Origin of the sequence: Pseudoalteromonas espejiana DSM 9414, from assembly GCF_002221525.1 — a bacterium.
Taxonomy (GTDB): Bacteria; Pseudomonadota; Gammaproteobacteria; order Enterobacterales; family Alteromonadaceae; genus Pseudoalteromonas; species Pseudoalteromonas espejiana.
The window spans coordinates 2,547,917-2,571,834 of the sequence record NZ_CP011028.1; the positions used below are offsets into that span (position 1 = coordinate 2,547,917).

The following is a 23,918-nucleotide window of genomic DNA, read 5'->3' on the forward strand; positions in this document are numbered from 1 at the left end:
TTTAAATTAATGGTTTTTGTAACTAAAACCACCACAAACGATTGTTTGTTTTTAATACTGATGTAGCATGGTGAATATATATTAAGTTTTTCTAATATGTATGTTGACAAAAATTGCACAAACGTAAATAATATTTCAAACTTTCAGTAATTACTGAAAGTTCATTAATTTTAACTTTGCCAATTTTTTATTGCCTTGTTAACCCGTCACCCTCAAGGAGCTAAAAATGATAGATGAAACCTTTGTGGATCTATCGCGATTGCAGTTTGCTGTTACCGCACTCTTCCATTTCTTATTTGTACCTTTAACCATAGGTATGACCTGGATCTTAGTTATTATGGAATCGGTTTATGTTATGACCGGCCGCGAAATATACCGCGATATGACTAAGTTTTGGGGTAAGTTGTTTGGTATTAACTTTGCAATTGGTGTGGCAACGGGCCTAACCATGGAGTTTGAGTTTGGTACTAACTGGTCTTATTACTCGCATTATGTGGGTGATGTTTTTGGTGCGCCGCTCGCTATTGAAGGTTTAATGGCATTCTTTTTAGAATCGACCTTTGTGGGTATGTTCTTTTTAGGCTGGGACAGGTTAACTAAACGCCAACACTTAGGCGCAACATTTTTAATGGCGTTGGGTACAAATATGTCGGCGCTTTGGATTTTGATTGCTAATGGTTGGATGCAAAATCCGGTAGGGGCAGAATTTAACTATCAAACTATGCGTATGGAAATGACTAGTTTTGCAGAGCTTGTATTTAACCCGGTAGCACAAGTTAAGTTTATTCATACCGTATCAGCAGGTTATGTAGCAGCTTCTATGTTTGTATTGGGTATTAGTAGCTGGTACATATTAAAAGGTCGTGATTTAGCCTTTGCTAAGCGCTCGTTCTCGGTGGCATCGGGCTTTGGTTTGGCTTCAATACTGTGTGTAATTTTATTAGGTGACGAGTCAGGCTACGAGGTAGGCGAAGTTCAAAAAGTAAAACTAGCAACAATAGAAGCTGAGTGGCATACGGAAGAAGCCCCTGCTGCATTTACAGCTATTGGTTTTCCTGATTCGGACGAACAAGTAACCCACGCGGCGGTAAAAATTCCTTACGCACTGGGCTTAATTGCTACGCGCTCTTTAGATGAGCAAGTAATTGGTATTTCTGATTTAGAGAAAAAACACGAAGTGCGTATTCGTAACGGCATGATTGCATACGAGTACCTTGAAAAGCTCAGAAGCGGTGACGATACCCCACAAAACATAGCTAAATTTGATACCTTAAAAGACGATTTAGGCTATGGCTTATTACTTAAGCGCTACACACCTAATGTTGTAGATGCGACAGAAGATCAGATTCAAAGAGCAGTTAAAGACTCCTTCCCTAAAGTTGGCCCAATGTTTTGGTCGTTTAGAATAATGGTTGCCTGTGGCGTAGCTATGCTAGCAGTGTTTGTATTGGCATTTTACTACAATGCACACCGTATTATTGAGCAAAAACGCTGGTTACTATGGGCGGCGGTATTGAGTATTCCACTACCTTGGATTGCCATAGAATTTGGTTGGATAGTTGCTGAATATGGTCGCCAGCCTTGGGCAATATCTGAGATTTTACCAACCTTTTTAGCGACCTCGTCACTAACGGTAAACGATATTTTAATTAGCTTAACTGGATTCATTATTTTTTACACTGGCCTGGCTATTGTTGAAGGTTGGTTGATGGTGCGCTTTATTAAACAAGGGCCAAGCTCATTACATACTGGTAAATACCATTTTGAGTTACCAAACAAAGCAGATAAAGATGCAGGAGAGCAATTATGATTTTTGATTATGAAACATTAAAAATGCTGTGGTGGTTGCTCATTGGTGTATTGCTTATTGGCTTTGCTATTACCGATGGCATGGATATGGGCGTGGCTATGCTGCTACGCCTAGTAGGTAAAACAGACTCAGAGCGCCGTACGGTAATTAACACTATTGGCGCACACTGGGATGGTAACCAAGTATGGTTTATTACCGCTGGCGGTGCTTTATTTGCAGCGTGGCCTATGGTGTATGCCGCCGCATTTTCGGGCTTTTACTTTGCTATGATGCTGGTGCTATTTGCACTATTTTTTAGGCCTCTTGGTTTTGATTACCGTTCTAAAATAGACTCTAAACGCTGGCGTAACAACTGGGACTGGGGCTTGTTTGCAGGCAGTGCCATTCCGGCTTTAGTTTTTGGTGTGGCGTTTGGTAACTTATTTTTAGGTGTACCGTTTAACATTGATAACCTACTGCGTGTAAGTTACCAAGGCTCGTTCTTTGGCTTATTAAACCCATTTGGCTTGCTTGCTGGCTTAGTCAGTATTGCTATGTTAATTGCTCATGCGGGTATGTGGTTACAACTGCGTACCGCAGATGCAGTAGCTGAGCGCTCAGGGCAGTATGGCCGCTATGCGCTAATGGTATTTATTGTACTTTTTGCTGGTGCTGGTTTTTGGGTGGCAAATATAAATGGCTACCAAATAGTTTCAATGGCAGATACACAAAGCCATGCAGATCCACTCGCTAAAGTAGTAACTACGGCAAAAGGTGCATGGCTTAACAACTATAGTGAGCGCCCATGGACAATGACCTTCCCTATTTTAGGCCTTGTAATGGCACTAAGTGCTTTGTTTTTCTCTAAAATTAATAAGCCGGCGCTTGGGCTTATTTCGACCAGTGTTATGTTAATTGGCGTTATTATGACCGCAGGTGTATCACTATTCCCATTTATTATGCCATCGGTTAATAACCCAGATATTAGCTTAACTATTTGGGATGCGGTTTCTAGCCATAAAACGCTAAACATTATGTTTGTTGCCGTAGTTATTTTTATACCCTTAATACTGGCCTACACCACGTGGTGTTATGTAAAAATGTGGCGCAGAGTAACGGTAGATGAAATTGAAAACAACACTCACGGTAGCTACTAAGGAGACTAAATTATGTGGTATTTTGCTTGGATTTTAGGTGTGCTTTTAGCCTGTACCTTAGGTGTAATAAATGTAATGTGGTACGAGTTTCATCAAAATAAAAACAGCATTGCTGATGATGAACAAGCTATGCACGATTTATTAAACGATACTAATTACACCAAAGATGACGACTAACCCCCGACCAAATCGCGCGCAGCAGCAATCTCTGCGCGCATTTTTAAAGCTTCAAAGCAAGCCTGCAAGTGCATGGTTAAAGTTAAGCATTGCACTGGGCACGTTTAACGCTATTTTAATGATTGCAGGCGCCTATTTATTGGCACAAACTATTCATAATGTGATGTTTGAAGGCGAAAGCCTTACTCAAGTAACACATTTACTTTGGCCACTTGCTGGCATTATTTTACTGCGGGCGCTTTTTTTAGCGCTAAGTGAAAGGCTAAGCGCCTTTGCAGCACTTAAAATTAAATCGGCCATGCGCCAAACCTTATTAACTAAATTAACTCAACTTGGCCCAAGCTATATAGAACAACACGGCCAAGGGGCAACGCTTAACACCCTGCACGATGGCGTTGAAGCATTACACGACTATTACGCTAAATATTTACCCGGAGTTGCATACAGTGCTCTTATTCCTTTAGCAATTTTGGTGGTGATTTTTCCAACCGACTATAAAGCGGGTTTAATATTTTTACTAACCGCTCCGCTTATTCCGTTTTTTATGATTTTAGTTGGATCTAAAGCTGAAGAGTTAAATCAAAAACGTTGGAAACAACTTGCTGTACTGGGCAATTACTTTTTTGACCGAGTGCAAGGCTTAACGCAGCTTAAGCTATTTAACGCCACCCGCACCGAACTTAAACACATTGCTAAAATTTCTGATGACTTTAGACACGCTACTTTAGGTGTACTAAAAATTGCTTTTTTATCGTCATTTGCGCTGGAATTTTTAGCCACTATTAGCGTGGCACTCGTTGCGGTAATCATTGGCTTTAGACTATTTTTTGGGACGCTTGATTTTGCGACCGGCTTTGTAGTGCTGCTACTTGCGCCTGAATTTTATTTACCACTTCGCCAATTAGGCAGCCACTACCATGCTCGTTTGCAAGGCATTAGCGCTGCAGCCGACATGGTAACTATATTAAATGCGCCCCTTCCTGAGCAATCACAGCAAAACAACGCCCACGTTAGCGAGCCTATAAACTCAATAAGCATAAACAACTTAAATTTTACCTACCCAAACAGTAATGAAGGCATAAAAAACATAAACTTAACGTTACCAGCTAAAGGCTTAGTGGCAGTAGTTGGGGCGAGTGGCTCAGGTAAAAGCACTTTATTTGATTGCCTATTAGGGTTTCACCCTCAGGTGATTGAGCAAATCAGTATTAATAACAAGCCACTAGACGCTACAAATATTAATACGCTACAAAATAAAATCGCCTGGATCCCGCAAATCCCAACGCTATTTTATCAAAGCATTAGGGACAACATCAAAATAGCGAAACCAGACGCTTCACCATTAGAGCTTGAGCAAGCCGCACACCAAGCAGGCGCCTTAGATTTTATAAACACGCTACCCAAGGGCTTTAATACATTGATAGGTGAGCAAGGTGAAGGGCTTTCTGGCGGGCAAAAACAACGTATCGCCCTTGCCCGTGCATTTTTAAAACAAGCACCTATTTTAGTACTCGATGAACCAACGGCGCATCTTGATAGCCAAACAGAGCAACTTATTCAGCAAGCTATAAATGAATATGCAAAAACACATTTGGTACTGGTTATAGCCCACCGCCTTAACACAGTAAAAAATGCCAACAATATTATAGTTATGCAAAATGGTGAGGTAGCACAGCAAGGCACATACTCAGAGCTTGCTCAGCAAAATGGTGCGTTTAGTACCCTGCTAAGCACACACGTGCAAGGAGTTAATAATGACTAACTTTATAAGGTTATTACAACTTTGCCGCCCGCACTATAAAGCTATGTTACTGGGTACTTTTTTAGCCACTTTAACTGTACTGGCAAATGTGGGCTTACTCGCTATATCGGGTTGGTTTTTAGCTTCAATGGCAGCGGCAGGTCTTGCTGGCGTGCAAATGAACTACTTTACACCCGCAGGGACTATTCGGTTTTTAGCGATTGTTCGTACCGCATCACGCTATGGTGAGCGCTTAGTAACTCATAACGCCACATTTTTATTACTTAGTGAAATTCGCGTAAATATGTTTGCAACGCTAAGTAAGCTAAACAATGTAGATTTAGCAATGAGCCGCAGCGCCGATTTAGTAAACCGCTTACAAAACGATGTAGATGCGCTTGATAAATTTTACTTAAACATATTACTGCCTATGCTAGTAGCGCTGTTAAGCGTACCTATTATTATGGTGTTTATGGCGGCCTATAATGCAAACGTTGCACTTATTTGTTTTATTGGCATTTTATTAATTGGTGTTGTTTTACCGGCGCTATTAAGTGTTAAATTAAACAAAAATAGTCATAAAGAAACACAACTAAGTGCCCAGCTTAGGGCTGAACTTTCTGATACGCTAACCGGCCTTAGAGAGCTTAGTATTTATCAAGCAAGTGGCGCTCAAATTTCAAAATGTGATAATTTAAATGGGCAATACAACCAGCAACTTTATAGTCGCCATAAAGCACTAGCAAATAGCGACGGTTTAAGTTTGCTGGTAGTGCAATTAGCCATGCTAGGCGCCATCGTTACTATTGTGCCATTGGTGTACAGCGGTGCCATGATAAATGTAGAGCTTGCTATGCTAAGCCTATTTGTATTGGCAAGCTTTGAAAGCGTATTGCTCCTGCCTAATGCATTTATAGAGCTGCCTAATGTGCTAAAAGCCGCAGAGCGACTATTTACACTTCAAGATAAAGTATCTGATCAGAGCAACAATCACAGCGCTTTAATTGATACTCCGTTTGATAAAAATAATACCGCACTAACACTTAACAACATTAGCTATAAATACGATGAGCATAATGCATTAACTGATGTGAGCTTTATGCTAAAAGCGCAGCAAAAAGTAGCCATTGTAGGTAAAAGCGGCAGCGGTAAAACCACCTTGGTTAATTTGCTCACCGGGCTATGGCCTATTCAAAGCGGCAGCATTGAGTTACATGATCAAAGCATTTCTCATGACTTGCACTCACTAAGTACTGACACCCGCGCAAGCGTTATAAATATATTAGCGCAGCAGCACCATATTTTTGATGGCACCCTAAGTGAAAATTTACGTTACGCAGCGCCAAGTGCAACAAATGAGCAAATGCACACCGCGCTTGAGCAAGCACAGCTTGGGCAATGGTTAAGTGAGCTAAAAAGTGGCTTAAATACACGTTTAGGCACAGGCGGACGTAATGTATCTCAAGGGCAATCTAGGCGCATAGCTATAGCTCAAGCTTTATTGCAAAGCCCCGCTATTTTAGTACTTGATGAGCCAACTGAGGGCTTAGATAATCAATCTAAACAAAGTGTAATGCATGCCATTATGACCGTAATGAATAATGCAAGCGTGCTTACGATTACTCACGACCCCGCTCTTTTAACCCAAATGGATAACATTGTGTGGTTAGAAGATGGAAAAATAATAGCGCAAGGTACACACCAACAGCTTAGTGAACAATACGATGATTATGTATCGTTAACCACCCGCTTTTAATATGACTAGTCTTTTAAAACACTAACAGACACATCAATAATGCCGACTTTAGGGTCGGCTATTTTTTTAAACATCCCTAGTGATAAATCAATAACGCGGCCACGCACATATGGGCCTCTGTCGTTTATTCTTACTATTACCGATTTATTATTAGCTAAGTTAGTTACTTTTACTTTAGTGCCAAAAGCAAAGTCTAAGTGCGCGGCAGTCGCTGCGCTTTGACTAAACGTTTCGCCACTAGCTGTTGTACGCCCATGGTATTTGTTAGCATAGTATGAGGCTTTACCCACCTGAGTTACTTCGCCATTTGATGAGATAACAATAGGTTGGCTACTACATGCAGCCAATATAAGGCTAAAACTTAAAGTAAAAACTAACTGTGATATACGCATAAAAAGACTTTAATTATAAAAATTGGCGCAAGCGTAACCTTAACACCCTGAGCATGTACTGAATTTAACAAAGGCATTTTGAATAACAAATACCAATTCGCTTAATTAAGTAGTCTATTTTGAAGTAGTGAAACCTTGTCGATAGAATGGCAAAAAATTCGCTATTTAGTTGTTCAAAATGAGAAACCTTTAACGCAGCTAACATCAGGTTTTGCCACTCAAAATGGTTAATAACAATTGGTATAAATTACAGGCAATAAAAAACCACCGTCGATTTATCTCAGGTGGTTTATTTAAAAACAGTGAGCGCTTATCTTACGATACCGCGCTCAGAGCCTTTAACAAAATCTATCATGGTTTGTACTGCTGGGTACTTTGCAGCGTCTTCACTTAGTGAAGCTATGGCTTCATCAACACCTAAGCTCTTACGGTAAAACGCTTTATAAGCACGGCGTACTGCCATTATTTCATCGCTTTCAAAGCCACGACGTTTCATGCCTTCTTTATTGATTGCTGCAGGGCCTGCTGGCATACCAATAGTAGTAACAAACGGCGGTACGTCTTTATTAACACCCGAGTACATGCCAATAAATGCGTGATCACCAATTTTACAAAACTGATGCACACCCGAGTTACCACCTAAGATAACCCAGTCACCTACATGTACATGGCCTGCAACACTTGCGTTATTAGCAAAAATTACGTTATCGCCAATTACGGCATCGTGAGCAACATGGGTATATGCCATAAATAAGTTATTGCTACCAATTTTAGTAACACCTTGGTCCTGAATAGTACCGCGGTGAATGGTTGCACACTCACGAATAACGTTATTGTCGCCAATAATGAGGGTTGTTGGCTCGTTGTTGTATTTTTTGTCTTGGCAGGCTTCGCCTACAGACGCAAATTGGAAAATATGATTACCAGAACCAATAGTAGATGGCCCTTTAACAACAACGTGAGACTCAATAATACAGTCATCACCGATCACAACATCATTGCCAATATAGCTATACGGACCAACTGAGACATTGTTGCCTAGTTTAGCGCCAGGTTCGATTATTGCTGTAGAATGGATCACTATTAAAACTCTCTTCTCGCACACATAATTTCGGCACTACATACAACCTTGCCGTCGACTCTTGCTTCAGCGGCAAATTTCCATATATTGCGGCGTTCTTTTAAAAATTCTACATGCAAATGCATTGTATCGCCTGGTACTACTGGCTGTTTAAAACGCGCGTTATCTACCGCTGCAAATAAGTAAAGCTCATTATCGCTACGGTTTTCTACTGTTTTAAAACCTAGTAAACCAGTGGCTTGCGCCATTGCTTCTAATATTAGCACACCAGGAAAAATTGGCTGATTAGGAAAATGGCCAGTAAAAATAGGTTCGTTAATAGAAACATTTTTAATCGCATGAAGTGACTCGCCAGGGGTAAAGTCAATAACACGATCAATTAACAGCATCGGGTAACGATGTGGTAATAAACTTAAAATTTCTTGAATATCAAGGCTATTTAATTCGTTTGCCAAAATAGCATCCTTATTAGTGTTCAACGTTATGACTTAGCCAATGCCTCAAGCGCTTTAAGACGTGATTTCATGTCTGAAAGATTACGCAAGTGAGCAATTGATTTACGCCATTCTTTATTAGTTGTATGGGGCATACCAGATGAGTAAATACCCGGCTCGGTGATCGACTTAGTCACCATACTCATACCGGTAATTATAACACCATCGCATACTGACATGTGACCATTAATTGCAGTCATGCCACCAATTTGACAGTTTTTGCCAATGGTTACACTCCCTGCTAGTACAGTACAGCCTGCAATTGCAGTTCCCGAATTAACTTCAACGTTGTGCGCTATTTGGCATTGGTTATCAATAATTACATTGCTATGAATTATTGTGTTATCCAGTGCGCCACGGTCAATAGTTGTACTTGCGCCAATCTCAACCTTGTCGCCAATAAGCACAGAGCCTAATTGAGGGATTTTAACCCATTGCCCACGCTCGTTAGCATAGCCAAATCCGTCGCTGCCAACCACGCTGTTTGCTTGAAACAAACAATCTGCACCAATCTCAACATCGTGATAAATAGTCACACTCGGCCAAAGCTTTGTGCCAGAACCTATTTTAACACGTTCTCCGATAAAACTGTTCGGACCAATTTGCGCGTTGTCTGCAATTACCGCATCGGCTTCTATCACCACGTTTGCACCAATTGCAGCGCTGTCGCTTACAATCGCTGTTGGGTGAATAGTGGCACTAGGGTGAACCCCTTGCGAGGCTGAGCGAGGTGTTGTATCCATAAATTGCGCGAGTTTTGCGTAACTTACATAAGGATTAGCAACAACGATTTTACCGCCAGTAAAATAAGGCGCGTCGGCTTCACTTAAAATAACGGCACTTGCCTGAGTGCTCTCAAGTTGTGTGCGATATTTTGAGTTCGCTAAAAATGCAATATGCCCAGAACGGGCATTTGCAAGTGTAGCTATTTTTGTTATTTCTAAAGCGCCATCACCTTGAAGCTCGGCGCCTAGAAGTTCCGCAATTTGCGAAAGCGTATAATTTTGCATAGATAGATTATTTCTTGCTAACAGCTGATACAACTTTGCCTGAAAGATCCGTTACTTCTTTAGGGTTAAAGTAAATTGTAGTGTCTTTTACTTTAACTTCGTCGAAGTCGCCATCTTTAGCAATTTCTTCAATCGTTTTAATAATTAAACCCTGAACTTTAGCAAGCTCTTGGTTTTGACGTGTTTTGATTTCTTGCTCTAAAGGACGGCCTTTTTCTGCAAGGTTTTGTTGCATGCCTTGAATTTTGTCACGTAATGCATCTTTTTGAGCTTGGCTCATAGTTGTGCTTTCACGCTTAAATTTTTCAGCTTCAAAACGAATGTCGCCCTGAAGTTTTTCAAGTTCTTGACGACGTTCAGCAAACTCAGTTTGTAAAGACTGTTCAATCTTAGCCATTTGAGGAATTTGCTTGTAGATCTCTTGCATATCAACAATGCCTACTTTGTGGGCAAATGCACTTGCAGAAGTACCCATCATTAATGTTGCTAACACGGCTACTGCTGTTGATTTAAATAATTTTTTCACAAAAAACTCCTTTAGAAAGTGTTACTAATATTAAAGCTGATGGTCTTTGTATCGTCATCTTCTTCTTTTTGCAACGGATACGCAAAACTAATCAGCATAGGACCCATTGGAGAGATCCATTGTAAAGATAAACCGGTTGATACCCTAAAGCGCATTGGATCAGAGTAATCATCTAACTTAGCACGCTCATCTGGCGCTAAGTTTTGGAAACGGTCAACGCTAAATTCAGTATCCCATACGTTGGCAGCGTCCACAAAGAAACTGGTACGTACAGAGCTGGTGTTTTCTTCATCTAGGAACGGCGTTGGTACAATTAATTCCATACCAGCAACCGCTTTAGCATTACCACCAATACGACCTTGTGGTACTAAAATATCGAACTGGTCTGAACCGCCAATGCTACCCGTAGTTGTGCCATCAGCGCCTGGTGTACCAGGAATTGATAACGGAATACGCGATACTGCACGTGGCAATATTGTATTACGGTCAAAGCCACGTAGTTCCATTTCGGTTATACGGAAGAACTCTTGGAACGGCAAGGTTTGCTCGTAACCATTTGTTGACCCATAACCATTACCATAGCCAAGTGCTGCACGTGTTGAGAACACCCAACGATGGTCGTTAGAAATTGGCCAGTAAAAACGCGAGTCGTAGTTCAGTTTAAAGTACTGAAGGTCAGAGTTAGGCGTTGTTGCTGTTAAGTTTACTGTTTGACGCGAACCAGCCGTAGGGAATAAACCACGGTTAACGGTAATACGCGACCAACCTACACTTAGCTCATATTTAGTAAAGTCAAAGCCAGCATCTGGATTGTCTTCATCTAAGAAGGTTTCGCGAAGTACACGTGTTTGCTCGTACTCAGCAATTTCTGATAGCTCTTCTTGAATCCAACGAACACCAAAATTAATACGATTTACCGCATCAATTGGAAAACCAATATTAGTACCAATACCGTAACTTGTAGATTTGTAATCTACTAGACTGAATTTACTCGCATCGTAGTTATTGTAAAAAATACTACTACCTTGCGATACACCATCAGGCGTAAAGTAAGGGTCGGTGTACGATAAGCTAATGCTCTCAGAACCCGTAGAGGTATTTAAGTTTAAGCCAATTTGGTTACCCGTACCTAAAAAGTTAGATTCGGTAACACCAATATTAAACTGTAAACCTGCGTATGAGCCATATGCAAGACCTGCATTAAAGCTACCTGCTGATTGTTCTTTTACCGTAAAGTCTACGTCTACTTGGTCGTCTACACCTGGTACAGGCACTACGTTAAAATCAACCGTTTCCATGTATGGTAAACGCTGAATTTGTAATTTAGAGCGCTCAAGGTTTTGGTTTGATAACCAAGCACCTTCAAGCTGTGTCATTTCACGGCGAAGCACTTCATCCGCGGTGTTTTGGTTACCACCTACAATAATACGACGAACATAAACACGCTTACCCGGGTTAACCGAAAGCGTTAACTGTACTTCTTGTTTTTCATCGTCAATTTCAGGAATTGTGCGTACTTCGGCGTTCGCATAACCAAAACGTGCTAAATAGCTTTTAATAAATTCTTCTGAAGAGGTAACTACAGAGCCATTGTACAGCTCACCGGCACGAAGTGGGATAACGCTCTTTATAAGTTCTTCACGGCCAAGTAAATCACCAATAAAGTCAAAACCTTTAACTGTGTATTTAACACCTTCAGTTAAGTTAGCTGTAACATAAACTGATTCGCGCTCAGGACTTACAGATACTTGCGTTGAGTCGATATTAAAACGCAAGTAACCACGGTCTAAGTAGTAGCTGCGGATTTTTTCTAAATCGCCTTCAATGGTTTGCTTTTGGTAGCGATCGCTACCCATAAACTGCCACCATGGTAAATCTTGTTGCGATTCAGCAAGTTTTAATAGTTCTTCGTTTGAGAAAAGCTCATTACCTACTAAGTTAATTTGACGAATAGACGCAGCTTCGCCCTCGTCAAATTCAAGCTTTAGCTTTACACGGTTACGTGGCAACTTAGTAACGCTAATATCAACCGTTGCGTTGTATTTACCAATACTGTGGAAAAACTCAACTAAGCCTTTTTCGATATTATCGATAACGGTTTTATCAAGTGGTTCGCCTTGGCGAATATCTTGTTGGTCGAGCGATTCGTTAAGCTGCTCGTCTTTAATATCTTTATTGCCTTCAAACTCAATAAAGCTAATGGTAGGACGCTCAGTAACTTTAAAAATAACGTTATTGCCATCGCGTAACGCTTTGATGTTGTCAAAGTGACCTGAACGATAAAGTGACTTTATTGTTTTTGAAATCGTATACTCGTCTACGTTATCGCCCACATTGATAGGCACATGCGTTAGTGCTGCACCAAGTGCTACACGTTGCAAACCTTCAATTTTTAAATCTTCAACAATAAAGGAGTTTTGGCCCAGGGCTGCAAAACTTGCACCCAATAAACTTGTAACTGCCAAATGTTTTTTTATAGCCATTTTATTATCTTTATCCTTTACAACTGTATTACCGCTTAACATCAAATAAAAATTAGTGATGCTTACAATCGTGTTCTAATTTAGTAACTGTCACGCTGTAACTACAAACGCGATACATCATTGAACAAAGCGAAACATGTTAAAAATATGAGCAGCAAGGCGCCCACTTTAAAACCAAATTCTTGTGTCTTTTCAGAGACCGGCTTTTTACGAAAAAGTTCAATTATGTAATACATTAAGTGTCCACCATCAAGCACTGGCAGAGGTAATAAATTAAATACACCCAAGTTAACACTAATTAGTGCTAAAAAGCTTAAAAAGGCCACTAGCCCGTAGCTTACGCTAGTTCCAGCGCCAACTGCAATGCCTACAGGGCCACTTAAATTTTTAACCGAGACTTGGCCGGTAATTAAGTTACCAATCATGTCAAAGCTAAGTGTTATAAGGCGCCAAGTCTCTTGCGTTCCACGCGCTATACTATCAAGTGGGCCGTAGCTTCTGGTTTCTACGTAGCCCTCTGGCCACGATTGCACAACCGGTGCTACACCTAAAAAACCTTGCTCAATACCTTGATCATTCATGCGCGATTTAGGCGTTACCATCACGCTTTTTATACTATCTTGTCTTTTTACACTAAATTGTAAAGATTTGTTAGCCGATTGCGTAATAAGATTAACTAATTGCTGCCAATCGCTTATTGTTTCACCATTTACGGCCACAATCGTATCGTTAACCTGCAAATTTGCCAGTTCTGCGGCTGAATCTTTTGTAATTGCAGCTATTTTTAATGTGGCTTGCGGCCTAAATGGCACAATACCTAATGAGCTCAGTGGCGGTACATCTTGCTGATCAAGCTTCCAGCCATCTACATTTAATGTTTTAGTTTGCTCTTGATAGTTTTCAGTACGAACAACAACCGAAACAGATTGCTCACCTAAGCTCGACATTAACGCAAAGGTCGCATCTTGCCATGTAGCAATGTTGTCATCGCCAATTTTAATAATTTGCTGCGAGGGCATTATACCCGCCTGCTCTGCCCGGCTTCCTTCGGTTATGCTACCTACGACTGGTTTAACCGACTGCACGCCCACCATATACATAGCCGCCAGCGCGACAATTGCGAACAAAAAATTAGCCATAGGGCCTGCAGCAACAATGGCGATGCGTGCCTGAACCGATTTAGCATTAAATGATAAGTGGCGCTCGTTTGCAGGTACTTCGTCTACTCGCTCATCGAGCATTTTAACGTAACCACCTAGCGGTATAGCGGCAATAACGTATTCGGTATTGTATTTGTCGTGCCATTTTAAAAGCGGCTTACCAAAACCAATTGAAAAACGCAGGACTTTAACCCCCATTTTTCGGGCAACCCAAAAGTGCCCATACTCATGTATGGCAACTAAAATACCTAGGGCTAAAATAAAAGAACCAAGGTTCCAAAAAAAATCTAACATATTAATGAGTCACTTTTGTTATTAGCTGCGCCGCACGTTCACGGGCTAATTTGTCACACTCTAAAATTTCATCCAAACTTTGTACGTTTGTAAATGTGGCATCGTCGAGTGTTTGTGCATTAATTTTATAAATATCTGTAAAGCCTATTTCACCATTTAAAAAGGCCGCTACCGCTATTTCGTTAGCTGCATTTACTGTGGTGGTTGCGCCTTGGCCTGCACTACACGCATCTATTGCAAGTTGCAAATTGGGATAACGTGCAAAGTCGGGCTTAGTAAACGAAAAATCACATATATCGGCAAAGTTAAGCGGTTTAACACCTGCATTAATACGCTCAGGATAAGCAAGCGCATGCGCAATTGGCGTGCGCATATCGGGATTACCCATTTGCGCTAAAATAGAGCCATCATGGTATTGCACCATTGAGTGAATAATACTTTGCGGATGAATAACCACGTCAATATCGCTGGTATCGCAATTAAATAACCATTTAGCCTCAATAAACTCTAGGCCTTTGTTCATCATTGTTGCAGAGTCTACTGATATTTTTTGCCCCATAGACCAATTAGGGTGCGCGACGGCTTCGCTAACTGTTACATCTTTTAAGGTATTAATATCGCGCGTTAAAAACGGCCCACCTGAACCTGTAAGCAATATTTTACTTACGCCGTTATCTTGCAGGCTTTTATCGCTTTGTGCATTTTGTAATGACGGAGGTAAACACTGAAAAATAGCGTTATGTTCGCTATCAATTGGCAGTAACGTGGCTTTATGTTGTTTTACTTTATCAATAAACAACTGGCCCGACATCACTAACGATTCTTTGTTAGCGAGTAATACTTTTTTGCCTGCTTCTACAGCGCTAAGCGTGGGTAAAAGCCCCGCTGCACCAACAATGGCAGACATCACTGTATCTACATCAGGGTGAGCACATAAATCGCTCATAGCTTGCACTGAGTGCATAACTAGAGTTTGGCATGAAGTGTTATTTAAATAAGCGCTAAGCTCTTCTGCTGCTGCTTGCGTAGCCATAACCGCATAAAGCGGTTCGTGTTCAATACACAGCTCAGCCATTTTTTTAGCATTTTGCCCAGCAGTTAATGCAAATACATCAAATAGCGCTTTATTTCGCGCTATAACATCTAATGTGCTTAACCCAATTGAACCCGTAGCGCCTAAAATAACCAGTTGTTGCTTTTGGCTCATAAACTCAAGGTCCATGCATAGCACATTACAAACATTGGCGCTGCAGCAGTTAAACTGTCAATTCTATCTAAAATACCACCGTGACCTGGTAAGCATTTCCCGCTGTCTTTTAAGCCTGCTTCGCGTTTAAACATACTTTCGAGTAAATCACCAACCGCTGAAAACAGAGCTATAAATGCAGTCATAATCGCGTAAATTGGCCAAACAGCAAAATCCACACCAGTGAAGTGACAAAAAGCCAATACAAAAACAATCGATGTAACTACACCGCCGGCTAAGCCTTCAATGGTTTTATTTGGGCTTACTTTTGGCATTAGCTTGTGCTTACCAAAGCTCTTGCCAGTAAAGTACGCACCTACATCGGCACTCCATACTATGCCTAGTACAACTAAAATAAGTACTGATCCAAAATGAGTCGACTCTGCGTATTGGGCACTGCGCAGTGTATTAAGCGCAAGCCATAACGGTACTAACGTTAATAGCCCTGCAATACCGCGCATAACTAAGCCTTCGTTCCATGCTTTAGCCATGGCTGGGTAACGCCAAATTAAATAGCTTGCTACAATCCACCAAGCAAAAGAGAGCGTAAACAAATAATTAGCATCGCCAACCAGTTTACCATTTTGCCACAATGACTCTATAGGCCAATGCAGGTTTAAGAGCGCTAATAATGCGCCAATAAGTACCACAAAAGCACCACGCTTTAATTTGCCACATAGGCCCATAAAAGCAGACCACTCCCACGCGCCAAGTAATACAATTACACCAGCAAAATAGCTAAACAGTGTGAGTGGAGTATAAAAAACCAAGGCTAGCGCTAATGGCGCTAATACAACCGAGGTTAAAATTCGTTGTTTTAACAAAATAGTGACCCTTATTCTATTTTAGGTTTGAGCGAGTAATTGTTTTATTTGTTCGCCCGTACAACCAAAACGTCGCTCTCTGGCAACGTAACACGCTATGGCCTCAGCAAATGCTGCTTCATTAAAATCAGGCCATAGTGTATCGGTAAAGTAAAGTTCCGCATAGGCAGCTTGCCATAGTAAAAAGTTACTAATACGAACATCGCCACCAGTGCGAATAAGTAAATCTGGCTCTGCCTGATCTGCCATGCTCATATGCTGCGCTAAGCGCTCTTCTGTAACGTCCTCAGCCTTGAGTTGTCCGTCAGCAACTTGAAGTGCAAGTTGCTTAGCTGCATTTGCCATATCCCATCTGCCGCCGTAATTAGCAGCCACATTTAAATGCAACCCAGTGTTATCTGCTGTTAGCTTATGCGCGGCATCTACTTTGCTACGTAAACTTTCAGAGAATCGTGATAAGTCTCCAATAATGGTCAGTTTTACATTGTTTTTATGAAGCTTTTTAACTTCCTTTGTTAATACAAACAAAAAAAGCTCCATTAAAGTGTTTACTTCGTCTTCGGGGCGGCGCCAGTTTTCACTACTAAAAGCAAATAAGGTCAACGATTGTATCCCTAATTTAGTACAAAACTGAACAGATTGACGAACTGCGTCCACGCCTTTTTTATGCCCGAACACACGAGGTCTATTTCTAGCTTGCGCCCAACGCCCGTTCCCATCCATGATGATGGCAACATGTTTAGGCAAACATTGCTGTGAAATTGTATCAGCGTCTAGAACCATAAATATTGAGTATTCCATAAAAAAACGCCGCCTAGTATACCCTAGACGGCGTTTCAAAACTAATATATTTACTAACCCAAAATGTAGGTTATTTAATGAATTAAATTTCCATCAATTCAGCTTCTTTAGCTGATAATTGCGTATCCATTTCTTTGATAAACTTATCTGTAAGCTTTTGAATAGCATCTTCTGCTTGACGCGCTTCATCTTCAGAAATTTCTTTATCTTTAAGTAAAGATTTAACATCGCCATTGGCATCACGACGAATATTACGAACAGCAACACGGCCGCCTTCTACTTCGCCACGTACAATTTTGATTAAATCTTTACGACGCTCTTCTGTAAGCGGAGGAAGTGGTACGCGAATTACCGTACCTGCAGACATAGGGTTTAAGCCTAAGTCAGACGCCATAATTGCTTTTTCTACCGCTTGCGCTAAAGACTTATCGAACACGCCAATGGCTAGTGTACGTGAGTCTTCAATCGTTACGTTTGCAACTTGGTTAAGTGGTGTATCTGCACCGTAGTAAGACACCATAATGCCGTCTAAAATTGCAGGGTGAGCACGGCCAGTACGGATTTTAGATAATTGGCTACCTAGTGCTGCTACACTTTTTTGCATGCGCTCTTGCGCATCTTTTTGAATATCGTTAATCACGGTTTAATCCTAATTATTTGATTACTTCATCTGAGGCTTGTGAAGAGATAAGTGTTCCTTCTTCTTCACCCATAATTACGCGTTTTAACGCGCCTGATTTATTCATGTTAAATACGCTCAACGGCATATTATGATCGCGGGCTAATGTAAACGCCGCTAAATCCATTACTTTTAATTCTTTATCAATGATTTCATTGTAGCTTAAGTGGCGGTAAAGCGTCGCTTCTGGGTTTTTAACCGGATCATCGCTGTATACACCGTCAACTTTAGTCGCTTTAATTACTGTGTCTGCTTCAATTTCGATACCGCGTAAACACGCAGCAGAATCGGTAGTAAAGAATGGGTTACCTGTACCCGCTGCAAAAATTACGACGCGGCCAGATTTTAATAAGCTGATTGCTTCAGCCCAGTTGTAAGCGTCACATACACCGTTTAACGGGATAGCCGACATTAAACGACAATTTACAAAAGCACGGTGTAGTGCATCACGCATTGCAAGGCCATTCATTACCGTTGCAAGCATACCCATGTGGTCGCCTACTACGCGGTTCATGCCAGCTTCTGCAAGTGATCCACCACGTAAAAAGTTACCGCCGCCGATAACTAAACCCACTTCTACGTCGAGTTCTACAAGCTCTTTAATCTCTTGAGCCATACGATCTAATACTTTAGGGTCGATGCCGAAGCCTTCGTCTCCCATTAAAGCTTCACCACTTAATTTGAGAAGAACACGTCTAAAAATAGGTTTACGATTGATAGTCATAGTATTGGGGCCAACTTTTATTAAATTATGGGTAAAAAATAACCGCGCTTATGATAAACATAAAAGCGCGGTTATTTTAAAGAATTTCTAAGCGTGACGCAAAAGCAAATAGTACTTTAATGGCATCTAATTTCCTTATGCATCACAAATAGTTAATCTTACTCGCCTTTAGCAGCTGCAATTTGAGCAGCAACTTCAGCAGCAAAATCTTCTTCTTTCTTCTCGATACCTGCACCAACTTCCATACGTACAAAGCCAGTAACTGTTGCGTTTTTCTCTTTAAGAATTTCGCCAACAGATTTTTTAGGTTCCATGATGAAAGCTTGACCAGTAAGAGAAACCTCACCAGTAAATTTCTTCATACGACCAACAACCATCTTCTCAGCGATTTCAGCAGGCTTGCCTTCGTTCATCGCGATGTCGATTTGTACTTGCTTTTCTTTTTCAACAACATCAGCAGGTACGTCATCTGGAGTTAGGTAATCTGGGTTTGAAGCAGCAACGTGCATTGCAACGTGCTTAAGTGTTTCTTCTTCAGCAACACCTGCAACAACAACACCAATACGCTCGCCGTGACGGTATTCAACTAGTTGTTCACCAGTGATGTACTGAAGGCGACGTACATTGATGTTTTCACCAATTTTAGTTACTAGCTCAACACGGTCTTCTTCGAACTTAGCTTGTAAGTCTTCGATAGAAGTAGTGTCAGCAATAGCAGCATCTGCAACTTTGTTAGCAAATGCTAGGAAGCTTGCATCTTTTGCTACGAAGTCAGTTTGACAGTTAACTTCTACAAGTACTGCAACACCTGCGTTTTGCTTGATGATGATAGTACCTTCAGCAGCAATGTTACCTGCTTTCTTAGCAGCCTTTGCAGCACCGCTCTTACGCATGTTTTCAATCGCTAACTCGATGTCGCCATCAGTTTCAGTTAACGCTTTTTTACAATCCATCATGCCAGCGCCAGTACGCTCGCGTAATTCTTTAACTAGGGCAGTAGTTACAGCCATTAGTAAATCCTCAAATCTGAAATCAGGTATTAGATAAGCGGGTAAACCGCTCTACAAGAATAGCAAGTCTTCACCTTAAAAAGATGAAGACTTGATGACAGCTAATTACTCAGCTTCTACAAAGTCGTCTTTCTCAGCTTGAGCAACGATGTTGTTCTCACGACCTTCAGTGATAGCAGCTGCAACAGAGCTAGTGTAAAGGTTGATTGCACGGATAGCATCATCGTTACCAGGTACGATGTAATCAACACCGTCTGGGTTAGAGTTAGTATCAACGATTGCAACAACTGGAATACCTAGGTTGTTTGCTTCACGGATAGCAATGTGCTCGTGATCAGCATCGATAACGAAGATAGCGTCTGGAAGGCCACCCATGTTTTTGATACCGCCAAGGCTCTTTTCAAGCTTTTCCATTTCGCGAGTAAGCATTAACGCTTCTTTCTTAGTTAACTTCTCGAAAGTACCGTCTTGGCTTTGAGCTTCAAGGTCTTTAAGACGCTTGATTGACTGACGAACTGTTTTCCAGTTAGTTAACATACCACCTAACCAGCGGTGGTTAACGAAGAACTGGTCGCTTTGTAAAGCAGCTTCTTTAACTGCTTCGCTTGCTGCGCGCTTAGTACCAACGAAAAGAACTTTACCTTTGTTTGCAGCAGCACTTGATAAAAACTTAAGTGCGTCGTTGAACATTGGTACTGTTTGCTCAAGGTTGATGATATGTACACGGTTACGTGCGCCGAAGATGAAAGGCTTCATCTTAGGGTTCCAGTAACGTGCTTGGTGACCAAAGTGAACACCAGCTTGAAGCATATCGCGCATTGAAACGTTTGCCATTTTGTAAATCCTCTATGTAGTTTAGGGTTAGGCCTCCACATATCCCATAGCACCAACACCGAAGTATTTAAACTTCAAATGCACCCAAGTGTATGTGACGATACGTGTGTGTGTTAAAATAAAATTGTGTTTGCCTTAAATACAAAAAATCATTTAAGAATTTATTTGTAAAAAGACGGCGCGCTTTATACCATATTAAAATTAAATACTCAACGTCGCGTGCAAAATTTGTGCGACGATAAATGTTAAAAAACGCAACTTTGGAGCCTCAATGAGCGCTGTGATCAAGACCCCTGAAGAAATTGAAAAAATGCGTGTAGCCGGGCGTTTAGCGGCAGACGTGCTTGAAATGATTGGACCGCATGTAGTGCCAGGTGTGACTACTGATGAACTAAATACAATTTGTCATGATTATATTGTAAATGTGCAAGATGCCATACCTGCGCCACTAAATTACCACGGTTTTCCTAAGTCGGTTTGTACCTCTGTAAACCATGTAATTTGCCATGGTATTCCTAATGATAAACCATTAAAAGATGGCGACAGTGTAAACATTGACGTAACCGTAATTAAAGATGGTTACCACGGCGATACGTCTAAAATGTTTCATGTTGGCACCCCTAATATTCAAGGTAAGCGCCTAGCAGAAGTAACCCAAGAAAGCTTATACCTTGCCATTAAAATGGTAAAACCGGGTGTACGTTTAGGTGATATTGGCGAAGCCATCCAAAAATACGCAGAAAGCTTTAACTACTCAATTGTACGTGAATACTGCGGCCACGGTATTGGTAGCGAATTTCACGAAGAGCCACAAGTAATGCACTACGGTAAAGCCGGTACTGGCGAAACGTTAAAAGCAGGTATGTGTTTAACAATCGAGCCTATGGTTAACGCTGGTAAGCGCCAATGTAAATTACTTAAAGATGACTGGACTGTAGTTACACGCGACCGTAGCTTGTCTGCACAGTGGGAACATACTTTATTAGTGACTGAAAATGGTGTTGAAATTTTAACGCTGCGATCAGATGATACTATCGAGCGAATCATCGAACACTAATAAACCAAAGCATTTGATAGCCAACAGGTTATCTGTGTAAGGTTCAATAAGGAGCCAGCCCACGTGGCATTACCCAACAAAGTAAAAAAGTTGCTTAGCGATGCTGAGCAACTAAGTGATTATCGCGATTGTTCTAGCTATTTTTATAAATGGCTACATAACGAATTTTCAAAGCAACCAGTTGGTAATTTAATTAATGCCCGGGCTGAGTTTATAGACCGCCTGCTAATTAAACTGTTTCATGTTTACGATTTAGCACACGAACCCGACTTAGCACTTATTGCCGTAGGCGGCTATGGGCGTGGCGAGCTGCATCCCTACTCCGACATCGACTTTTTGTTATTGGTTACCCAGCAACCAAGTGAAGCGGTATGTGAAAAAATAGGCCAGTTTGTTACTATGCTTTGGGACCTTAACCTAGAAATAGGTCACAGCGTTCACACCATAGAGCAAGCCATTGAGAAAAAGCGCGGCGATGTTACCTTTGCCACCAGCTTACTCGAAAGCCGCCTAATTTTTGGTAATCACATTGAGTTTGAAAAGCTTAAAACCCACATCATAGAAACCCCAGTTTGGCGCTCTGGTGAATTTTTTGTTGCTAAAGTACAAGAGCAAAACTTACGCCATAAAAAATGCCATGGCACAGCGTATAACCTTGAGCCTAACATTAAAGAAAACCCAGGCGGGCTTCGCGATTTACAAACCATTATTTGGGTTGCAAAAAAGCACTTTAGAGCCGAAACACTTCAAGAGCTTATAAATCATGGCTACTTAACCCATGAAGAGTTTCAGGAGCTTTCTGAGTGCCTAGAAAACCTTTGGAATATTCGCTTTGCACTGCATTTAGCCGCTGGGCGCTCCGAAAACCGTTTATTGTTTGACCATCAACCAAATGCCGCCGAAATACTCGGCTTTGGTAGCGATGGCAAAGCATCGGTAGAGCGCATGATGAAACGCTTATTTAGAATAATGAGCCGCGTACGTGAGCTAAACCAAATGCTACTTTCTTACTTTGAAGAAAGTATTATGCCAGAAAGCAGCGAAGCCGCCGTTATTGAGCTCGATAAAGACTTTGAACGCATTGGGCATCAAATTAGGGTTAAAAATCCGTCGGTATTTTTTAGACGCGATCAGCTGTTTGTTTTGTTTGAACACATTGCCGACAATCCTGAAATCACTCATATTTACCCAAGTACTATTCGTACAATTAGGCAAGTGCGTAGGCGCCTACTAGGTGACTTGCAAGACTATGCAGCCTGCCGTGAAGCCTTTATGCGTATTGTAAAACACCCTAATGGTATGGGGCGCGCGTTTACACTTATGCACAAACACGGCATGTTAGCAGCGTATTTACCGCAGTGGCGTAATATATTTGGGCAAATGCAATTTGATTTATTTCATGCCTACACCGTTGATGAGCACACCCACAAATTAATTAATAATATTTATCAATATTTTGATAAAACTAAAATTAGCGAGTTTCCGCTTTGTAGTGAAATAGTAACGCGCATGGATAAACCTGAGCTGCTTTATTTAGCCGGTATTTTTCATGACATTGCTAAAGGCCGTGGCGGCGATCACTCAGAGCTTGGCTCGGTTGATGCTATTGCATTTTCTAAGTTACATGGCTTCCCATCATCGGATGGAAAACTTATATCGTGGTTAGTTGGTAACCATTTACTTATGTCGGTTACCGCGCAGCGTAAAGACATAAACGACCCAGGTGTAATTAAAGACTTTGCATCGCGGGTAAAAACGGAGCGCCAGCTCGACTACCTTTATTGTTTAACCGTTGCCGATATTCGTGCAACCAACGACAACCTATGGAACGACTGGAAAAGCACCCTACTGCGCGAGTTATACCTTCATACCCAACGTGCACTGCGCTTAGGGCTTGAAAACCCAATGGATCAACGCGACCAAATTCGCGATAAAAAACACCAAGCTAAACAGCGCCTACTTAATTTAGGCTATGTAGAAGATCAAATTGACTTAATTTGGAGTCGCTTTAAAGCCAATTACTTTACTGCCTTTAGCGAGCAACAAATATCATGGCAAACCGAGCACTTATTAAAATGCAGTGACTTAAGTCAGCCAAGCGTTATTGTTTCTGATAAAGCAATGCACGGTGGCACGCAGGTGTTTGCTTATAGCCCTTACTCTGGGCCACTGTTTGCACGCCTAGTAAGTGTAATTGGTTCTAAAAAAGCGCAAATACAACACGCGCAAGTACTTACAACTAAAGACGGCTACGCCCTATTTAATTTTGTAATACTTGAAGTAAGCGGCGACCCAATTGCAAGTAGCCGTGCACAGTCAATTAAACGCGGGCTTGAGCAAGCACTTAACGAGCCGCGTAAAAAAATACGTTTTAAAAAGAATCGCTCACAACGATTTAAAGACTTTAATATTAAACCTAAAATTGTACTGCGCCCACACGCACGCAAAGATCGCAGCCTAATAGAAATTCAAGCTGTAGATATACCCGGTTTACTTACAAAAATTGCCGAAGTTTTCCAAGCGCATTTATTACACATTCACGCTGCCCGCATCACAACGGTAGGTGAACGTGCCGAGGATTTCTTTGTCGTATCAAATAACGAATATCAAGCGCTGACTGATGAAGAGCAAGCCAAAATTCATCAGGCATTACGTAAAAAATTCAACGCCGAAACAGAATAAG

General features: G+C 41.3%; 21 protein-coding genes. 7 read left to right on the forward strand and 14 right to left on the reverse strand.

Annotated features, from left to right (window positions below; all coding sequences use genetic code 11):
• The first annotated feature begins 226 nt into the window (after positions 1–226).
• From PESP_RS11645 to cydC, 5 genes are read left to right on the forward strand one after another with little or no spacing between them, the layout of a single operon-like run.
• Positions 227–1,810 (forward strand): cytochrome ubiquinol oxidase subunit I, encoded by a 1,584-nt coding sequence (locus PESP_RS11645; RefSeq protein WP_089348161.1) that lies wholly within the window; start codon positions 227–229, stop codon positions 1,808–1,810.
• Positions 1,807–2,946 carry a cytochrome d ubiquinol oxidase subunit II gene (gene cydB, locus PESP_RS11650; RefSeq protein WP_089348162.1) on the forward strand — a complete coding sequence of 380 codons (1,140 nt, stop codon included), beginning with the start codon at positions 1,807–1,809 and terminating at the stop codon, positions 2,944–2,946. Before PESP_RS11645 ends, cydB begins: the two co-directional genes overlap by 4 nt.
• 12 nt (positions 2,947–2,958) lie before the next feature.
• Positions 2,959–3,123, forward strand: coding sequence for a cytochrome bd-I oxidase subunit CydX (gene cydX / locus PESP_RS11655; RefSeq protein WP_089348163.1), 165 nt, complete (start codon positions 2,959–2,961; stop codon positions 3,121–3,123).
• Complete coding sequence (gene cydD / locus PESP_RS11660) at positions 3,113–4,885, forward strand: thiol reductant ABC exporter subunit CydD (protein ID WP_089348164.1); 1,773 nt, start codon at positions 3,113–3,115, stop codon at positions 4,883–4,885. The genes cydX and cydD overlap by 11 nt, the downstream gene beginning before the upstream one ends.
• The gene (cydC, locus tag PESP_RS11665; protein ID WP_089348165.1) at positions 4,878–6,620 is read left to right on the forward strand and encodes a thiol reductant ABC exporter subunit CydC; all 1,743 of its coding nucleotides are present in this window, start codon (positions 4,878–4,880) and stop codon (positions 6,618–6,620) included. The genes cydD and cydC overlap by 8 nt, the downstream gene beginning before the upstream one ends.
• A 5-nt stretch (positions 6,621–6,625) precedes the next feature.
• Here the strand turns inward: cydC and PESP_RS11670 are convergent, their stop codons facing one another.
• The 14 genes from PESP_RS11670 to rpsB all read right to left on the reverse strand — a co-directional run bounded on the left by PESP_RS11670 (position 6,626) and on the right by rpsB (position 20,178).
• The gene (locus PESP_RS11670; protein ID WP_089348166.1) at positions 6,626–7,012 is read right to left on the reverse strand and encodes a septal ring lytic transglycosylase RlpA family protein; all 387 of its coding nucleotides are present in this window, start codon (positions 7,010–7,012) and stop codon (positions 6,626–6,628) included.
• Between the two features lie 310 nt (positions 7,013–7,322).
• A complete protein-coding gene (lpxA, locus tag PESP_RS11675) occupies positions 7,323–8,093 on the reverse strand; it encodes an acyl-ACP--UDP-N-acetylglucosamine O-acyltransferase (RefSeq protein ID WP_089348167.1) in 771 nt (256 codons plus the stop codon).
• Between the two features lie 2 nt (positions 8,094–8,095).
• The gene (gene fabZ / locus PESP_RS11680; protein WP_089348168.1) at positions 8,096–8,548 is read right to left on the reverse strand and encodes a 3-hydroxyacyl-ACP dehydratase FabZ; all 453 of its coding nucleotides are present in this window, start codon (positions 8,546–8,548) and stop codon (positions 8,096–8,098) included.
• A gap of 26 nt (positions 8,549–8,574) precedes the next feature.
• The gene (gene lpxD, locus PESP_RS11685; protein ID WP_089348169.1) at positions 8,575–9,597 is read right to left on the reverse strand and encodes a UDP-3-O-(3-hydroxymyristoyl)glucosamine N-acyltransferase; all 1,023 of its coding nucleotides are present in this window, start codon (positions 9,595–9,597) and stop codon (positions 8,575–8,577) included.
• 7 nt (positions 9,598–9,604) lie between these two features.
• Positions 9,605–10,123: an OmpH/Skp family outer membrane protein gene (locus PESP_RS11690; protein WP_089348170.1), complete on the reverse strand. Its 519-nt coding sequence runs from the start codon at positions 10,121–10,123 to the stop codon at positions 9,605–9,607.
• 11 nt (positions 10,124–10,134) lie between these two features.
• On the reverse strand, positions 10,135–12,606 hold the full coding sequence (gene bamA / locus PESP_RS11695; RefSeq protein WP_089349162.1) for an outer membrane protein assembly factor BamA: 2,472 nt from the start codon (positions 12,604–12,606) through the stop codon (positions 10,135–10,137).
• A gap of 101 nt (positions 12,607–12,707) precedes the next feature.
• On the reverse strand, positions 12,708–14,060 hold the full coding sequence (gene rseP, locus PESP_RS11700; RefSeq protein ID WP_089348171.1) for a sigma E protease regulator RseP: 1,353 nt from the start codon (positions 14,058–14,060) through the stop codon (positions 12,708–12,710).
• 1 nt (position 14,061) lies between these two features.
• Entirely contained in the window at positions 14,062–15,267 is a 1,206-nt protein-coding gene (gene ispC, locus PESP_RS11705) for a 1-deoxy-D-xylulose-5-phosphate reductoisomerase (RefSeq protein WP_089349163.1), read from the reverse strand.
• The gene (locus tag PESP_RS11710) at positions 15,264–16,130 is read right to left on the reverse strand and encodes a phosphatidate cytidylyltransferase (protein WP_089348172.1); all 867 of its coding nucleotides are present in this window, start codon (positions 16,128–16,130) and stop codon (positions 15,264–15,266) included. Before PESP_RS11710 ends, ispC begins: the two co-directional genes overlap by 4 nt.
• Positions 16,131–16,151: 21 nt before the next feature.
• Positions 16,152–16,931, reverse strand: a complete 780-nt coding sequence (locus tag PESP_RS11715) for an undecaprenyl pyrophosphate synthase (RefSeq protein ID WP_089348173.1) — start codon at positions 16,929–16,931, stop codon at positions 16,152–16,154.
• 82 nt (positions 16,932–17,013) lie between these two features.
• Positions 17,014–17,535, reverse strand: coding sequence for a ribosome recycling factor (gene frr, locus PESP_RS11720; protein ID WP_371862732.1), 522 nt, complete (start codon positions 17,533–17,535; stop codon positions 17,014–17,016).
• A gap of 49 nt (positions 17,536–17,584) precedes the next feature.
• Positions 17,585–18,334 carry a UMP kinase gene (pyrH, locus tag PESP_RS11725; protein ID WP_058548381.1) on the reverse strand — a complete coding sequence of 250 codons (750 nt, stop codon included), beginning with the start codon at positions 18,332–18,334 and terminating at the stop codon, positions 17,585–17,587.
• 158 nt (positions 18,335–18,492) lie between these two features.
• Positions 18,493–19,344 (reverse strand): translation elongation factor Ts, encoded by an 852-nt coding sequence (gene tsf / locus PESP_RS11730; RefSeq protein ID WP_089348175.1) that lies wholly within the window; start codon positions 19,342–19,344, stop codon positions 18,493–18,495.
• Between the two features lie 105 nt (positions 19,345–19,449).
• Positions 19,450–20,178: a 30S ribosomal protein S2 gene (rpsB, locus tag PESP_RS11735; protein WP_004586918.1), complete on the reverse strand. Its 729-nt coding sequence runs from the start codon at positions 20,176–20,178 to the stop codon at positions 19,450–19,452.
• Positions 20,179–20,416: 238 nt separating this feature from the next.
• On the opposite strand from rpsB, the gene map reads away from it, so the two are divergent.
• Together map and glnD are read left to right on the forward strand one after the other, a co-directional pair.
• Positions 20,417–21,235 (forward strand): type I methionyl aminopeptidase, encoded by an 819-nt coding sequence (map, locus tag PESP_RS11740; protein ID WP_281255089.1) that lies wholly within the window; start codon positions 20,417–20,419, stop codon positions 21,233–21,235.
• A 63-nt stretch (positions 21,236–21,298) separates the two neighbouring features.
• Positions 21,299–23,917: a [protein-PII] uridylyltransferase gene (gene glnD, locus PESP_RS11745; protein WP_089348177.1), complete on the forward strand. Its 2,619-nt coding sequence runs from the start codon at positions 21,299–21,301 to the stop codon at positions 23,915–23,917.
• Position 23,918 lies beyond the last annotated feature (1 nt).

Excerpts from the sequence above, each read along its gene's own strand:
- PESP_RS11645 (WP_089348161.1), top strand. The coding sequence starts at position 227 with ATGATAGATGAAACCTTTGTGGATCTATCGCGATTGCAGTTTGCTGTT.
- cydB (WP_089348162.1), top strand. The coding sequence starts at position 1,807 with ATGATTTTTGATTATGAAACATTAAAAATGCTGTGGTGGTTGCTCATT.
- cydX (WP_089348163.1), top strand. The coding sequence starts at position 2,959 with ATGTGGTATTTTGCTTGGATTTTAGGTGTGCTTTTAGCCTGTACCTTA.
- cydD (WP_089348164.1), top strand. The coding sequence starts at position 3,113 with ATGACGACTAACCCCCGACCAAATCGCGCGCAGCAGCAATCTCTGCGC.
- cydC (WP_089348165.1), top strand. The coding sequence starts at position 4,878 with ATGACTAACTTTATAAGGTTATTACAACTTTGCCGCCCGCACTATAAA.
- PESP_RS11670 (WP_089348166.1), bottom strand. The coding sequence starts at position 7,012 with ATGCGTATATCACAGTTAGTTTTTACTTTAAGTTTTAGCCTTATATTG.
- lpxD (WP_089348169.1), bottom strand. The coding sequence starts at position 9,597 with ATGCAAAATTATACGCTTTCGCAAATTGCGGAACTTCTAGGCGCCGAG.
- bamA (WP_089349162.1), bottom strand. The coding sequence starts at position 12,606 with ATGGCTATAAAAAAACATTTGGCAGTTACAAGTTTATTGGGTGCAAGT.
- rseP (WP_089348171.1), bottom strand. The coding sequence starts at position 14,060 with ATGTTAGATTTTTTTTGGAACCTTGGTTCTTTTATTTTAGCCCTAGGT.
- ispC (WP_089349163.1), bottom strand. The coding sequence starts at position 15,267 with ATGAGCCAAAAGCAACAACTGGTTATTTTAGGCGCTACGGGTTCAATT.
- PESP_RS11715 (WP_089348173.1), bottom strand. The coding sequence starts at position 16,931 with ATGGAATACTCAATATTTATGGTTCTAGACGCTGATACAATTTCACAG.
- frr (WP_371862732.1), bottom strand. The coding sequence starts at position 17,535 with ATGCAAAAAAGTGTAGCAGCACTAGGTAGCCAATTATCTAAAATCCGT.
- pyrH (WP_058548381.1), bottom strand. The coding sequence starts at position 18,334 with ATGACTATCAATCGTAAACCTATTTTTAGACGTGTTCTTCTCAAATTA.
- tsf (WP_089348175.1), bottom strand. The coding sequence starts at position 19,344 with ATGGCTGTAACTACTGCCCTAGTTAAAGAATTACGCGAGCGTACTGGC.
- rpsB (WP_004586918.1), bottom strand. The coding sequence starts at position 20,178 with ATGGCAAACGTTTCAATGCGCGATATGCTTCAAGCTGGTGTTCACTTT.